This is a genomic window from Candidatus Krumholzibacteriia bacterium (assembly GCA_029865265.1).
GTDB lineage: Bacteria > Krumholzibacteriota > Krumholzibacteriia > WVZY01 > JAKEHA01 > JAKEHA01.
Window position 1 is genome coordinate 14,969 of record JAOUHG010000007.1, and the last position, 15,238, is coordinate 30,206.

General features: G+C 68.8%; 10 protein-coding genes. All 10 read right to left on the reverse strand.

The genetic code is table 11. The features are described from left to right. Positions 1 to 81: 81 nt before the first annotated feature. Positions 82 to 1,884: a tetratricopeptide repeat protein gene (locus OEX18_04970; protein MDH4336612.1), complete on the reverse strand. Its 1,803-nt coding sequence runs from the start codon at positions 1,882 to 1,884 to the stop codon at positions 82 to 84. Positions 1,885 to 1,900: 16 nt separating this feature from the next. Continuing rightward, the gene (gene hutI / locus OEX18_04975) at positions 1,901 to 3,193 is read right to left on the reverse strand and encodes an imidazolonepropionase (GenBank protein MDH4336613.1); all 1,293 of its coding nucleotides are present in this window, start codon (positions 3,191 to 3,193) and stop codon (positions 1,901 to 1,903) included. Between the two features lie 3 nt (positions 3,194 to 3,196). Further along, on the reverse strand, positions 3,197 to 4,861 hold the full coding sequence (gene hutU / locus OEX18_04980) for a urocanate hydratase (GenBank protein ID MDH4336614.1): 1,665 nt from the start codon (positions 4,859 to 4,861) through the stop codon (positions 3,197 to 3,199). Positions 4,862 to 4,875: 14 nt separating this feature from the next. Next, positions 4,876 to 6,417 (reverse strand): histidine ammonia-lyase, encoded by a 1,542-nt coding sequence (gene hutH, locus OEX18_04985; protein ID MDH4336615.1) that lies wholly within the window; start codon positions 6,415 to 6,417, stop codon positions 4,876 to 4,878. A gap of 22 nt (positions 6,418 to 6,439) precedes the next feature. Continuing rightward, entirely contained in the window at positions 6,440 to 8,155 is a 1,716-nt protein-coding gene (locus OEX18_04990; GenBank protein MDH4336616.1) for a BamA/TamA family outer membrane protein, read from the reverse strand. Next, the gene (locus OEX18_04995; GenBank protein ID MDH4336617.1) at positions 8,155 to 11,445 is read right to left on the reverse strand and encodes a hypothetical protein; all 3,291 of its coding nucleotides are present in this window, start codon (positions 11,443 to 11,445) and stop codon (positions 8,155 to 8,157) included. The genes OEX18_04990 and OEX18_04995 overlap by 1 nt, the downstream gene beginning before the upstream one ends. Positions 11,446 to 11,554: 109 nt before the next feature. Further along, positions 11,555 to 12,481, reverse strand: coding sequence for an NHL repeat-containing protein (locus tag OEX18_05000; GenBank protein MDH4336618.1), 927 nt, complete (start codon positions 12,479 to 12,481; stop codon positions 11,555 to 11,557). A 30-nt stretch (positions 12,482 to 12,511) separates the two neighbouring features. Continuing rightward, on the reverse strand, positions 12,512 to 13,276 hold the full coding sequence (locus OEX18_05005) for a hypothetical protein (GenBank protein MDH4336619.1): 765 nt from the start codon (positions 13,274 to 13,276) through the stop codon (positions 12,512 to 12,514). After that, positions 13,273 to 14,157: a hypothetical protein gene (locus tag OEX18_05010; protein MDH4336620.1), complete on the reverse strand. Its 885-nt coding sequence runs from the start codon at positions 14,155 to 14,157 to the stop codon at positions 13,273 to 13,275. Before OEX18_05010 ends, OEX18_05005 begins: the two co-directional genes overlap by 4 nt. A 65-nt stretch (positions 14,158 to 14,222) precedes the next feature. Next, on the reverse strand, positions 14,223 to 15,215 hold the full coding sequence (locus OEX18_05015) for a PorV/PorQ family protein (protein ID MDH4336621.1): 993 nt from the start codon (positions 15,213 to 15,215) through the stop codon (positions 14,223 to 14,225). Positions 15,216 to 15,238 lie beyond the last annotated feature (23 nt).

Sequence of the window (15,238 nt, forward strand, 5' to 3'; positions counted from 1 at the left end):
CGGGGCCGCGTTCCGTAGTGCGATGCTATCGGTCGGGGGGGAGAGCGTCAAGAACGGCCTGGAGCCACCCGCGGGCGGGCGTCAGGACTTGTGGGCGAGCCTTGCCACTTTCTCGGCGACATCGCGGAAGGTCACGTCGACCACGTACACGTCTTCGAACTGCGCGCGGGCGGACTCGAGGTCGCCCACCATCTCGTAGGCGAGGCCGAGGTTGTACTTCATGCCCAGCGACTCCTCGCTTTCGTCGCCGATGATCGAGAGCCCCTTGCTGAGCTGCTTGATCGCCAGCTGCGGCAGGTTCTGGCGCACGAAGCACAGGCCGATCATCTCCAGGCACTTCACCTGGAACTGCGGCGACTTGGATGCGGCCTGGTACTCGCGAATCGCCTCCGACAGCAGGTCCATCTCCATGTACGCCATTCCCAGGTCGTAGTGACTGCGGTAGTCGGCTTCACCCTGCCCGCCGTCCATGTCGTTGTCGATCAGCGCCGATATCTGGGTGTGGTCACCGGACGCCGGACGCGAGCTGGGCGGAGCGGGCGCCGGCTTCGCCGCCGGCGGAGCGGGTGCCGGTTTGGCCGCTGGCGGTTGCGGCGCGGGCTTCGCCGCCGGCGGAGCGGGTGCCGGTTTGGCCGCTGGCGGTTGCGGCGCGGGTTTCGCCGCCGGCGGCGGCGCGGGCTGTGCGGGCGCCGGCCTCGGCATGGTATCCGTGGCCGCTGTGGCGGACGGCGGGGCGTCGTGAGACCCCGGCGCCGATGCAGCGGCCTTCTGCTGCGCCGCGGGCGCTTCGGCACGCGCCTGCGCGGCAACGGGCTCCTGATCGGGCGCGGCCGGTTCGGCCGCCGGCGTCGCCCCGGCCGCGTTCGGCGCGGGTTCGCTGGCCGCGGCTTGCTGCGTGTGCCGCGCCGGTTTGGCGCCTTTCTTGTTCTCCTGCTTTTCCTTTTCCTTCTTGTCGCGCGGCTGCGGCGAGGTCCCCCCCACGCCGCGCGCGAGCCGCAGCAGGTAGAGTTCCTTCTCCGAGGGTCCGTCGGACGGCGGCGCCGCGGGGGGCGCGGCCTCTTTCGGCGGCCCGGCCGGTGCGGCAGGCGGCGCCTTCGCCACCGGCGCATCCCCGGGCGGCGCACTGGCAGGCGCCGCGTCGGCGGCGCGTGGCGTGAACTGCGGCGTGGATTCGATCTCGATGCGCTCGCCCGCGCTGTGGCTCTTGGTCCAGATGTTCTGCTCGGTAACGACGGTGCGGTTCGGATCCGGGGCGGCGCCGGCACCCGTAGGCATGGCGATGCGCGCGCCCAGTCCCAGCTTCTCGATGGACCCGCGCACCTGCTCCAGCAGTTCCGCGTTGCCGTTGCGCTGCACGAGGCCATGCAGCTTGATCAGGATCTCGCCCGCGTCCTCGTCGAGCTGGAACGAGAGCAGGCACTGCGAGAGGCGCTGCAGAACGGGCACCGACTCCGGCGCGGCCTCGCCGATCTCGCGGGCAATGGTCTTGAAGGCGGACGCTTCGATGGAACTGCCGGCGACCTTGTCGAGGAAGCTGGTGTAGTACGACTCGGCCTCGCGCGTGAGCCCCTGCTTCATGCGCACGTTGCCGAGCAGTGTCAGAACTTCCGTGCGTGCGGGGAGCACGCGCATGACTTTCTTGGCCACCGCCACCGCGTTGTTGTAGAGCCCAACGCGTGTGTACTCGTCGATGGCCCGGACGAAGCAGTCATAGGCTTCGGCCTTGGCGCTGGTCTTGAGGTAGATGTCTGCGAGTTCGTTGTGGACGTTCGGATTGGACTGGTCCATTTCGACCAGGCGCTTGTACTCACGGATCGCGCCCTGCCAGTCCTGCTGGCGGACGAGATCCAGAGCCTTCTTGCGGACGGTGGTTGCCTTGCTCACGACGCTCCCTGCCTCGTCACTCCGCCACGCCGCGCGCGTCGCCGTTCCACGGCGCGCCCGCGACGAAAACCTGTGCAACCGGATTCACGCCGAAATGATTCGGCACCTCACGGTAATCCGTACAGTTCAACAGCAGGAAGTCCGCCCGCTTGCCGGCTTCGAGACTGCCCACTTGGCCCTCGCGACCCAGCACGAATGCCGGGTTGTAGGTGGACATGGAGATGGCCTCCGCGGGCGAGAGCCGCATGTGCGAGCAGGCGATGGACGTCATCATCGGCATCGATTCGCTCGTCGAACTTCCCGGGTTGAAATCGCTGGCGATGGCCAGTCGCATGCCGGCCTCGACCATGCGCCGCGCGGGTGCAAAGGACAGCGACGGCAGCCCGAAACTGGTCCCGGGCAACAGGACGCCGAACACTCCCGCACTGACCATGCGCGATATCCCTCGTTCACTGATCTTCTTCAGGTGGTCGGCCGAGACCGCGCCGATGGCCGCGGCGAGTTCCGCGGCGCCCATATCGGTCAACTCATCGGCGTGCAGCCTGGCCTTGAGTCCAGCCCGCTGCCCGGACCGCAAGATTCGTTCCGTTTCCTCCAGGGTGAAGACCCCCGTCTCACAGAACACATCGTTGAATTCGGCGAGGTTAGCGGCGGCGACGGCCGGGATCATCTCGTCCACGACGGCCGCCACATAGGCCGCCCGGCTGCGGGCGTGTTCCCGGGGGATGGCGTGGGCGCCGAGAAAGGTGGCCACCACGGTGATCGGGAAGGACTCCGCGAGCTTCCGGATGACGCGCAGCTGCTTCATCTCATTGTCGAAGTCGAGGCCGTAACCACTTTTTATTTCTATTGTTGTGGTTCCGTACGCAATGCAACCGGCAAGCCTTTCCCGGCTGATCCGTTCCAGCTCGGGCTCCGGCGTGGCGCGGATGTGCTCGACGCTTTTTGCGATGCCGCCGCCGCGGGCGGCAATCTCCTCGTACGGGGTGCCGGCCACGCGCCACGCATACTCATCCAGCCGGTAGCGGGCGAAGACTGTGTGCGTGTGACAGTCCACGAACCCGGGCATGACCACCCGGCCCCCGGCGGAAATCTGCCGGCAGTCCGGTCGGGGATCGACCGCGCCAAGAACCGCATCACGGCTGCCGGACGCCACGATCCGTCCGCCGCAGGCCGCGAGTGCGCCGTCGCTCACGATGGCAAGCTCGCCCAGCGCCGGCCCCACCCGCGGGCCGCCCGCCGGGTGGGCCAGGGTGAGGAGCTGCGAGGCGTCGGTGAGAATGAGATCGGCGGCCGGGCGGGCGGACATCCGTCAGTCCTTCCTCAGCATGGGGATGTCGACACCGTCGCGGCGCGCCGCGTCGATGGCCATCGGATAGCCCGCATCGGCGTGGCGCGCGATTCCCATCCCCGGATCCCCGGTGAGACAGCGCACCGCCTTCGCCCCCGCCTCGGGCGTGCCGTCCACCACCACCGCCAAGCCGGAGTGGATCGACAATCCCATGCCCACTCCCCCGCCATGGTGCACCGACACCCAGGCGGCCCCGTTCACCGCGTTGAGCAGCGCGTCGAGGATGGGCCAGTCGGCCACCGCGTCGCTGCCATCGCGCATGGCCTCGGTCTCGCGGTACGGGCTTGCCACCGAACCGCTGTCGAGGTGATCGCGGCCGATCACCACCGGCGCGGAGACGGTTCTCTTTGCGATGAGGTCGTTCAGGCGCTCGCCGAAGCGCGCGCGCTCACCGTACTTGAGCCAGCAGATGCGCGCCGGCAGCCCCTGGAACGCCACGCGCTCCCGCGCCAGCGCAATCCAGCGCGACAACGCGGGCTTGTCGGGAAACAGCTCCAGGATGAGGTCGTCGGTGGCCGCGATGTCACGTGGATCGCCGGAGAGCGCGATCCAGCGGAAGGGCCCGTAGCCCTCGCAGAACAACGGCCGGATGTAGGCGGGCACGAAACCGGGGAACGCGAACGCGTCCCCGTACCCCGCGGCCGCCGCCTGGCCGCGGATGTTGTTGCCGTAGTCGAACACGCGCGCACCCGCGCGCTGGAAGCCCACCATCGCGGTGACGTGCGCCACCATGGATTGCATGGCGCGCTCCACGTACGCCTTCGGATCGCGCGCGCGCAGCTCGGCCGCCGCGGCGACGTCGAGTCCCACCGGCACGTAGCCGTTGAGTGGATCGTGCGCCGAGGTCTGGTCGGTGACCACGTCGATCTCCACCCCGCGGCGCAGCAGCTCCGGAAACACCTCGGCCGCGTTTCCCACCAGTCCGATGGAGAGCGCGCGTCCGGCGCGTTTGGCGTCCATGGCGCGCGCGACCGCGTCGTCGATATCGTCGACCATCACATCCACGTAGCGCGTCTCCAGGCGCTTCGCGATGCGCGAGGGGTCCACCTCCACCGCGATCACCACGCCCTCGTTCATGGTCACCGCAAGCGGCTGCGCGCCACCCATGCCACCCAGGCCGCCGGTGAGCACCAGCCGGTTCTTGAGCGACGCGCCGAACTCGATCTGCGCACAGGCCGCGAACGTCTCGTAGGTTCCCTGCAGGATCCCCTGCGTGCCGATGTACATCCAGCTGCCGGCGGTCATCTGGCCGTACATCATGAGTCCCTTGCCCTCGAGTTCCCAGAAGTGCTCCCAGGTGGCCCACTGCGGCACCAGCAGCGAGTTGGCGATGAGCACGCGCGGCGCACCGGGGTGGCTGGGAAACACCGCCACCGGCTTGCCGGACTGCACCAGCAAGGTCTGGTCGTCGCCCAGGCCGCGCAACGCGGCGACGATGGCGTGAAAGCAGTCCCAGTTGCGCGCCGCCTTCCCGCGCCCGCCGTACACCACCAGGTTCTTCGGGTCCTCGGCCACCTCGTTGTCGAGGTTGTTGCACAACATGCGCAGCGCCGCTTCCTGCGCCCAGCCGCGGCAGGAACGCTGACTCCCGCGCGGTGCGCGGATCGCACCGGGTGTGAAATCCATGCTGCCTCCCATGTCTAGTCGTCGCCGCGCAGCAACTGGCCCGCCGCTGCTTCCACCGCGTTCACGATGTCCCCGTCCGCCGACCGCTTCTCCAGCGACGCGATGTGCCCGGTGAGCACCGAGTCCTGCTCGATGAAGGGAACGGTTTCGCGCACCGCGTCGAGCGCCGCCGCCGCGCCGCGCCCCGGCACCAGCGGCCGGTGGAAATCAAGCGCCTGCGCCCCGCACAACAGTTCCACCGCGATCACGCGGTTTACGTTGTCGAGCACACGGCTCACCTTGAGCGCGCCAATGCTGCCCATGCTCACGTGGTCTTCGAAGCCGAGCGAGGTGGGGATACTGTCCACCGACGCCGGGTGCGCGTGGATCTTGTTCTCGCTCACCAGCGCCGCCGCCAGGTACTGCGCGATCATGAACCCGGAGTTGAGCCCGGGGTGCTTGACCAGGCAGCGTGGCACGCGCTCGCCGTCCCCCTCCATCAGCTTGTCGATACGCCGCTCGGCGATGGACGCGATTTCGCAGGCGGCGATGGCGAGTCCGTCCAGCGCAAAGGCCATGTGCTCGCCGTGGAAGTTGCCCCCGGAGAGAACCTCGCCGTCGTCGGGGAATATGATGGGGTTGTCGGTGACCGCGTTGATCTCGATGGTGACCCACTGTTCGATCCAGCGGCACGTGTCCAGCACCGCACCCAGCACCTGCGGCAGGCAACGGAAGGAGTACGGATCCTGCACGCGGTCGCAGTCCTGGTGCGCGCGGATCACCTGGCTGTCCGCGTGCAGGCGCCGGAACCCGGCCGCCACGGCGATCTGCCCCGGGTGGGGCTTGAGCTCGTGCAGGCGCGCGTCGAACACACGGTCGGTCGCCTGGCAGGCCTCCAGCGACATCGCGGCCGCGGCCATCGCGGTCTTGAGCAGGTTACGGGTGCGCAGCAGTTCCCGCGCCGCCACGGCACTCATCAACTGCGTGCCGTTGATGAGCGCGAGTCCCTCCTTGGGCCGCAGGGTCAGCGGCTTCAGGCCTTCCGCAAAGAGCGCCTCGCCCGCGGGGACGCGCCTTCCGCGATACGTGACTTCGCCCTCGCCGATCACCGCCAGTGAGAGGTGCGCCAGCGGCGCGAGGTCGCCACTCGCCCCCACCGAGCCGTACGAGGGCACCACCGGGGTGATGCCGCGGTTGAAGAGGTCGAGCAGGCGCGTGACCAGCTCCACCGAAACGCCCGAGCGGCCCGCCAGCAGGGAGTTGGCGCGCAGCACGATCATCAGGCGCACGGTGTCGTCGTCCAGCGGGGGCCCCGCCGCGGCGGAATGGCTGCGCAGCAGGTTGTGCTGCAGCGTCACCGCGTCGGCCGCACTGATGCGGGTGCGCGCGAACTTGCCGAAACCGGTGTTGATGCCGTAGTGGGGCACGTCGCCGGCCGCGAGCTGGTCGCACAGGCGCGCGCAGTGGGCGACGCGCTCCATGGCGTCCGCTTCGGCGGCCACCGTGGCGGGGCCGGCGAGAAGAGCCGCAATGTCGGACAGCCGGAGGCTCCGGCCGTCGAGGGTGAGTGTGTGCATAGACCGGCCCATGCTAGCACCTTTAGAAGTTCTGCTCCAGCAACACATGTACCTTGGTGGACTGCAGGGAAATCTCGTCCGACACCGCGAAACTGAGGTCGATCCGCCCCAGGCGCGAGGCACTGCGCACGCCGAAGCCGAACCCCCTCAGTCCGCTGCCGCTCTCGGTCACCGCCCCGTCGCTCTGCGTGGACTCCTGCAGCACGTAGCCCACGTCGGCGAACAGGTACAGCCCCTCGCGCGGCGTGCGGCCCAGCCGCAGCTCGTTGCGCGCATAAGCCACGCGCCGTCCGTGGAACTGGTTCTCCTTGTAACCGCGCACGGTGCTCGCACCGCCCACGTAGAACTGTTCCGACAGCGGCACCGACGCCTCGCCGCTCTCCAGCGTGTGGAAAGCGCCCGCCAGACTGTAGTACAGCGACCAGAACGCGGGCACCATGCCCTCCACGCTGGCATCGTAGATGGACTGGTTCACGTCACCCGGCCCGCTGCTCCCCTCCCGGTAAGTGATGCTCTTGGAAGCCAGCGTGGCGGCGACGCCGACACGCGCGTATGCCGCGCGGCGCTCGCTTCCCCACAGCGCGTTGACGCCGACACTCCCGCGCAGGCGCGTCGAGCGCTGCACGCTGCCCTGGCTGAACACGTTGCGGTCGCCGAAGGCGCCGGCGGACACACCTGCCAGCGTGCCCGCCACGCGGCCGAAGCCCCGCTCCGCGGTGACGCCCAGTGACTGCCAGGTGTACAGCGTGTCCTGGCCGATCTGTTCCAGTCGCAGCCCCACGCCCGTGCGACGCCCCAGGAAGAGGCGGTCGCGGTACCTGATGCGCGTGTTGCTGCGCCCGTTGCCGTCGTTGTTCCACACCACACCGAAGTCCTTGAGCGTCCCGCCGATGTTGTTCAGCTCCAACTGCACGAGGCCGGACAGGATGCGCTCGCTGGACTGGTCGGCCTGCGCGTAGCCGAGTGCGGCCTGGAAGACGTGCGAACGGGCGGCCTCCTCCACGGTGATCACCGCATCGACACCGCGCCCGTCGCTGGCCACGCGCACGGTGGGGAATTCGACGTCGAGGAACACGCCGCTCGCCACCAGGCGCAGGTACATGTCCTCCAGCAGGCGCGCGTGGTACGGAACCCCCGGCTCCACGCCCGCGATGCGCACCGCGAGCTCGGGACGCGTCTTCTTCAGCCCCTCGACCACCACGCCGGTCACGTCGCGCGGCGTCCCCTCCACGATGTAGAAGGCGATGTCGACCGTCGCCGCCTCGCGGTCGACTCCCACGCTGTCGATCCACACCTGCGCAAACGGGAACCCCGCCGCGTCGTAACTGGCCAGCAACGCCTTGAGGTTCTTCTCCAGGCGCTCGGGCTCGAAGCGCGCGCCGCGCTCCACACCCAGGTCACGCACCACGTCCGCCACGGGGCGCGAGATGGCGCCGCGCACGCGCGCGTCACCGATGCGCGCCGCCTCCCCTTCCGCCACCACCACCACGCAGGTCGAGTCCGCGTCCCAGCTCACGTCGAGTTCCACGAACAGGTAGCCCTGGCGCAGGTATGCGTCCTGCAGCGCCCGCGCGCCCGACGCCGCCGGGAAGCCCCCGGCGCGCAGGATCGCGGCGGCGCGTTCCGGGGTGATGGCACGGGTGCCCACGACGCGCACGCGCGCCTGCTCCCCGTACGCGGGTATGTGCAGCGCCGGCAGGCACGCCAGCACGACGAGTATGCGAAGCAGGTGCCGCATCAGAAGTACGCCCTCGTCTCCAGCCGGAACTCGTGCTCGGTGACACGCCGCCCGCTGAACACCACCTCGTTGCGCCCCGAGTAGGTGGCGAAGATGCTGATGATGCGGGAGATCCGCAGGTTGGGGGTGATGCTCCATCGGTGCGCGCGCCCCTCACGGGCAAAGATGATGGGCGTTGTCACCACGTCGCCCGCATCGCGCACGCTTGCCAGCTCGTACGTCCCGAAGACGTTGATCTGCTCCGCCACGCGCCACACCAGGCGGGGATTGAGGCGCAGGGTGCTCTGTTCGGCGCCCGAGTCCGCATCGCGCGCGCGCGTCCCGCGCAGGTCGATATCGAGGGTCGCACCCGGAGCCACCAAGATCCCCACGCCGGCCAGCCCCGACCAGGTTTCGACGTCGTAGGTGCTTCCGGTGCCCGCCGCGATTCCCACGCCCGCGCGGCGATCCGCGCGCCGGCCGGCCTCGAAGGTGGTGGTGAGGCGCTTGGACAGCGAGCGCGTCAGACGCAGCGAGTGCTCCGACGTGAATGCGTTCTCGCGCACACCCTCGAAGCGGTTGTCCTCCAGGTCTTCGCGCAGGTAGCGGTACACGAGCGACACGTTGCGGTAGCCGTCCAGCAACGACCAGTCCTGGCGCAGGGTGCTGGTTCCGAACACGGTGGTCTCATCGCGCTGCAGGGCGGAGGGCACCATGAGGTACACCTGCCAGGCCGGCTCGAAGGTGGACTCCTCGCGGATGCCGATGGTCTGGTCGAGCGAGACGTTGCGCAGCACCCACCGGCCCGCGCCGCTGCCGTTCCACTGCCGCGCGGATGGTTTCCACACGATGCGCAGGTTGAACCCGACGGTGTGCACCGGGGTGGACTCCGGTGTGGGCAGGAACACCACGGTGAAGTCACCCTTGCCCTTGCCCACCGCTTCACCCTGCTCGTTGTAGTCTCCCTTGCCCTCGCCAACGAATACCACCGAACGCTGCAGTGTGGCGGCGTCGTTCTGACTCACCTCGTAGTCCGCGTCCGCGCGCAGACCGATGCCGTCCCACGCACCGCCGGCCTTGATACGCGCGAGGTCGGTGGTGATCTCGGCCCCGGTAAGCTGGTCCAGTTCGAACTGGTGGGTCAGCTGCAGCTCCGCGCTGGCCGACCCGCGCGATCGATAGGCGAGCAACCCGCCGAAGGTGTCGTTGCGGCGGGTGTCGCGGAAGTCGTCGCTGGCGGGATCGATGTCCTGCGTGTCGCGGCGGTCGGCGGTCAGCCGCCACGTCATCCGCCCCGCCCCGCGCGAGGCCAGCCACACGCCGAGCAGCTGGTACGCGCGGCCGCTGTCGGGTTGGGCGGTGTACGCGCTGCGGTACTCCTCGCTCACCACGGTCGCACCCGGGATCACCCGCCACACACCCCAGGAGCCGTCCAGCCCGAGGTGGCGCCGGGTGCGCTCGTTGTCGTCGCCGTTCATGTCGGTGGCGAAGGCGCGCGCGTTGAACCCGCGGTCTCCGCGCCGTCCGGCCAGCAGCGCCTCGTGCTTGACACCCTCGAATGTGGTGCGATCCAGCCGCGCCAGCGAGTAGCGCACGCTGAGCGCGTCCTTGCGGGCGAGACTCAACGCCACTTCGCCGGTCACTTCGCGCCCGGAGAGCGCCACGTCCTCGAGGTTCCAGTCGCGGTAGTAATACCAGGGACGCGCGCGGTCGAAGCTGGTGAAGCGCTCCTCGAGCATGCTCCCCGCCGCGCTCACACCCACGCGCCACGCCTCGCCGCGTTCGATGCCGATACGCGCCTGTGCCGCCTGGCCCACATTGTCGTCGTCGTCCAGACTGGAGAAGCGGTTTTCGTCGTGGTCGCTCACGTTCCACTCGGCGTCGAAGGTCACGTCCCCCTGCGCGCACCCCACGCGCGCGGTCGCAACGTCGAGCAGCGCGGGAAGGGGCAACTGGCGCCCGACGCGATAGGCGCCGTTGCCAGCGCCCACGAATTCGTAGTACGCGACCCCGCGCGAGGAGATGCCCGCGCGGCGGTAGTCGCCCGCCCCCGTGCCCACCTCGACGAAGGTCACGATGAGGTCGCCCCTGAGTTCGTCGAACCGGTAGTGGGCGGGCGTGCCCGCCAGGCTGTCCGCCGGAACCAGGACGTACGTCCCCTTGCCCGAGTCCGCCGGCGCGACGCCGCCGGTGATGGCCAGGTTGGCGGAGTCCCCCGCCGCGGCCAGCGTTTGCTGGTCCGCTTCGGACAGGACCACGCTGATGGGGCGGTCGCGGTCATCCGCCTCGCGCGCCCACACCACGCCCAGGCGCACACCCGCGCCCAGCTGAACGTCCTCGGCGCCGGTGAGAACGGTGGAACGCTCGTAGCTCTCCTGCGTCACCTCGTAGTCGACCGCGATCTCGGTGTCGGAGGTGATCGCCCGGCGCGGGGTGAACGTCACCGTCCCCGCGTCGTAGTCGATGACGTAATCGTGATTCTGGCCGCGCTCCATGCGCGCGCCGTTCACGTACACCCGTTCCGTGCCCGCGATGATCACGTCGCTGGTGGTGCGCGCCTGCGAGAGCAGCGCGTAGGGTCCCTGCAGTCCGCTGGTGCCCCGGAACTCCACGGTGCGGAACTGCCCCTTGGTTTCCGCCGCCGCCACCGCCACGCGTCCGCGACGCTGCCACGCCGCGCCGGAGAATCCACGCAGCTGGCGGGTGAGCGGCGAAAAGGAGGACGTGCGGTCGTCAAGCGCGATGTCGCCCAGCGCCGCCTTCGCGTTGGGCCCCTCGATCTCCACGAACACGCGGTCGAAGTACTGCAGCTCCTCGGTATTCCCCTCCGGCTGGATGGGCAGGTTGTTGTCGGAGAGCAGCGCGCGCACCTTGATGGTGGGGGTGAGCTGGCCTTCCACGGTGGCTTCCAGCGACTGGTCGAGTGTCTGGCCGCGGTTGCTGCCGGTTGAGAAAGACACCGACTTGGTTCCGCCGAATACGAGGTTCGGAGGCGTCCCGGTTTCGGCGGGCCGGGTGGACTTGACCCGCTCCGGCGGGGCCTGCACCGAGTCGGGCCGCGACACCTCCGCGGGGCGAAGCGCGTAGACGGGCGAGAGCAGGAAGGGCTGCCGCTGGTAGCTCACCACCACGCGCGCGCCCGGGGGGATGTCGATCCGGAAGCGGATGGTGCCGAGGTGATGGTTGACCTGGTAACCCTCGGGTGGAACCGCGACGCCGTCGAACGCGACGCGCACGCTGCCCGGGACGATGAACGCGGCGGTGAGTGTGATGCGCTCGCCCGGGGTCGGGCTCTTGAGGGTATCGGCCACCGCGCCCCACGGCACCGTGTCCGCACGTGCAACCCCAGCACCCGCGGCCAGAACGCCGGCGATGAGGGCGGCGACCAGGGGCCGGTACTGCGCGCGTGTTCCGTGGATGCTACATCACCTTGAATACGCGCAGAGACTGGGTGGCCGCGTCGGTCACGAACAGGCGGCCCTCGCGTCCCAGCGCGACATCGGTCGGCTCGAACGCCGCACCCTCCTGCGCGATGAACGCGCGCACCGCGCCGCCGTCGGCGGGCAGGACGAAGACACAGCGCGCCACCGGGTCGGCCACGTACACCGTGCCGTCCTCCGCCGCCACCGCGCGCCGCGGGCGCCGCATGGGATTGTCCACGCCGGCGCCGGGCAGGGTGCGGCGGTGCGATCCCGAATCCGAAAACACCTGCAGCCGCCCGTTGCCCGAATCCGCAACCAGCAACTCGCCGCGCGGGGTGAATGAGACCCCCAGCGGCGTATCGAACTGCCCGTCGAACGTCCCGTAGTTCCCGAAGGCGACGTCGATATTGAGGTACGTGTCGAGCACCAGCACCTTGTGGTTCTCCACGTCGGTGATGGCCAGCCGCCCCGACGAATCCACATCCAGACCGTAGGGCGAGATGCGCCGGCCGGTTTGCAGATCCTCGAAGTTCAAGAGCACGTCGCGGAACGATCCGCTGGAGTCCCAGCGCAACAGCATGCGATCGGTTTCATCCACCGCATAGACGAAAAAACCGCGGATGGAGACATCCGAGGGACGAAAGGCGGGCTGGCCGTCGGGAATCTGAAACTCCTGGCACGCGCCGACGCTCCGAAACACGATCAAACGCGGCGGCGACGTATCCGCCACCACCACGTTGCCACCGAAGTCCGTGCACACCCCCGCCGGCTTGCCGGGGGTGATGGTGGCACACGCGTTCCACGCGGCGTCGGGTGTGAGCAGCGACGCGGGCTCGCCACCCGTGGCGGGAGGCGGCGCGTCGGCGCCCGGCGCGCACGATGCGGCCCCGAGCGAGAGAATGATCATTGCGAGGGATGTGCGCATGGTCCCGTCCCCCAGTCCGGCACCGGCGCGCTAGAACGGCCTGGTCAGCGTGAACGCGACGTCCACACCGCCCGGCGCCGGTGAAAGGTCCAGGCGATAACCAACGTCGGTATCCTTGTGCATACCGCGCGCGGCGGCGTAGGCGAAGATGGCGCTCACCACCCGGTTGGCCGCGGCGGCCGCAAACATGTAGTCCGCGCGCCGGTACGAGGTCTTGCTGGACGAACGCATCTCGGAGTACTGCAGGCGGCGCTCCAGCGAGGTCCACTGCCAGGGCTCGTAGTCCGCCACGCGGTTCTCGATGAAATACTGCTGGAGCTCCGCGCTGGTGAGAACCTGCCGCAACTCGAAGCGGCCGTCATCCTTGACGTCGGCCTCGTAGATGGCCGAGTTATCGTACTCGCGGATGGTGGCGTAGAACTCGTCGGAATGCCCGGTCTGCGTGACCCCCGCGAACTGCACCGCCAGGTTCTGGTACTCGTCTTCACGGCCGCTGCCCTGCATCTGGAACACGGCGTAGGACACCCAGATTGCGCCTTCCACCGCGAAGAACGCGGCCGCGCGCCCGTGGTTGCCGAGCTTGTAGTCCCCGAGCCCCGGGATCAGCAGCGAGTACAACACCGCCTTGCCGGGTGAGAGGGGCTCGGACACTCCCCGGGTGTCGGCGTCGTACTGCCACGCATTCGCTTCCGCGGGTGGCGCCGGCACCGAGGCCGCGTCGCGGAGCGAGCCCGCCGCCCCCGGCGCGGGCAGCGACAGCGCCGCCAGAATCAACAGAACCGCAATCCGCCTCATTTGAACCGTACCTCCAGCGCGAGTTCGCCGCCGTCCAGGCCGCGCGGCCTCGCGCGCAACGCCATGCCGCCGCCTTCGCCGCCGTCCTGTGCGCCGCGGCGGTTGTGCACGATGATGGCGGTCTCCGCCAGTGAGAAGGCGCGCGCCACCACGCTTATCCAGATGAACTCGTTGGCCTTGTCGAGCGAGTCGTTGCTCTCGCCGCGCATGGCCCGGTACTGGTCGCGCAGCGCGGTATCTTCCAGGTACGGGTCCGCCGACGGATCCCAGTCCGACCAGCCGGAGATGTACCAGTCGTACTTGCCCAGATTCTCGTAGTAGTGCTGCTTGTCCTCGTCCCGGGAGACATACGGAACGTAGCCGGGCCAGGCGCCGCTGCCGGAACCTCCCTGCCCGCACAATTCGAGGTTCTCGAGCGTGCGCGTGCCGTCGCCGTACTGCTCGACGTTGCACGGATGATCATCGATCCACTTGTCCATGTTCCAGTACGTGTCCGCGAAGGACTCGTACGCGTCGCGCTGGTCCATGCCGTCGCTGTGGTAGACGGCGTAGCCGGTCCACGCGAGGATCTCCGCCGCCACCAGGGCGATGCCCCGGCCGTAGTAGCCCATGGATATCTCCCCCGTGCCGGGAATCAACAGCGAGTACAGCACCGGCAGGTAATTCTGTTTGGGAGCGGCGTCCGCGGACGCCACCATGGCGGGGTCGAAGGAAAAACGCGCCGGCTGCGGTGCCGTCAACGGCTCATGCGCCGCGCCCGCACTGGTGCTGTGCGCCACCAGCATGGGCGGCAGCGCATCCTGCGCCCGCGCGGCGCAAAGGGGTGCGGCCACCGCGCCACTGAACAAGACGAGCGCGGCGGCAAAACGACATACCTGCATCTGTCAAAGCCTCCACTGGGGCGCCGGGGCGGCCGGTCGCCGGTATTGCAGGGGGTCCGCAGGGGTTAAAACGTAAAGTACAGCGACCAGCGGTGCACGCGCTCCAGCGTCTGCGCCTGGGGCACGTTGGCGTAGTCGAGCGACAGCTTGTCCTTGTAGATGAAGCCGAGTCCGTACGTGAAGTCCTTGAAGTCGCCGTCCTGGTCGTAGACGTATCCAAGCCGGCCCGCCAGCAGATTGACGTACCGGTACTCGGTGCCCACGTGCCACACCTCGCTGCGCCGCGTGTCGATGTCGCTGTCGATCAGCCACACCAGGCTCTGCTCGAGGTCGAAGGTGAGCAGCAGGTTGCTGATCTCGTCTGCGACGGGCGTCCACGCGAGCCCCAGGCGGCCGGTGAACGGCAGCGGATCGCTCTGTTCGCGATCGATGAAGGCGATGTTGGGGCCCATGTTGGTGAGCGCGAAGCCGATGTTCAGCCGCTGCTTCTGGAACTTGTACAGGGTACCCAGATCCACCGCAAAGCTGGTGCCGGTGCCGTCGACGTTGTCCTGGGTGAAGTTGGCAGGCGCGTAGTCGACGCGGATGAACTTCATGGAAATGCCCGCGCCGAAGTTGTCGCCCACCAGCATGGCGAACGACGCGTTCAGCGCGCCTTCCCAGCTGTCGAAGTAGCCCAGCGTGGTGCCCTGCGGGTCGGTGGCCACACTTTCGCCGTAAGTGAGATAGATGAGGCTCGCCTGCCACACGCCGACGTCGCCCGCCGGCGCGGAGTAGCCCAGGTACTCGTAGTAGACGTCCGAAACCAGATCCGGCACGAGCTGGCTGTGCATGAACGCGAGGCTGCGCTGCTTCATGAACGCGAGCCCGCCCGCGTTCCACCAGCCGGCGGTGGCGTCGTCCGCAACGGCCACGAACGCCTCTCCCATGCCGTTGGCGCGCGCGCCCGGGGGAATGGTCAGCGACGGCACCGCCGCCTCCGCCTGTGCGAAGGCGCTGGAGTGCGAACCCACGATCGCGAGCACGAACACGACACCCAACAGTTTCCGAAACGTCATGGAATCCTCCTAAGTACCAGACA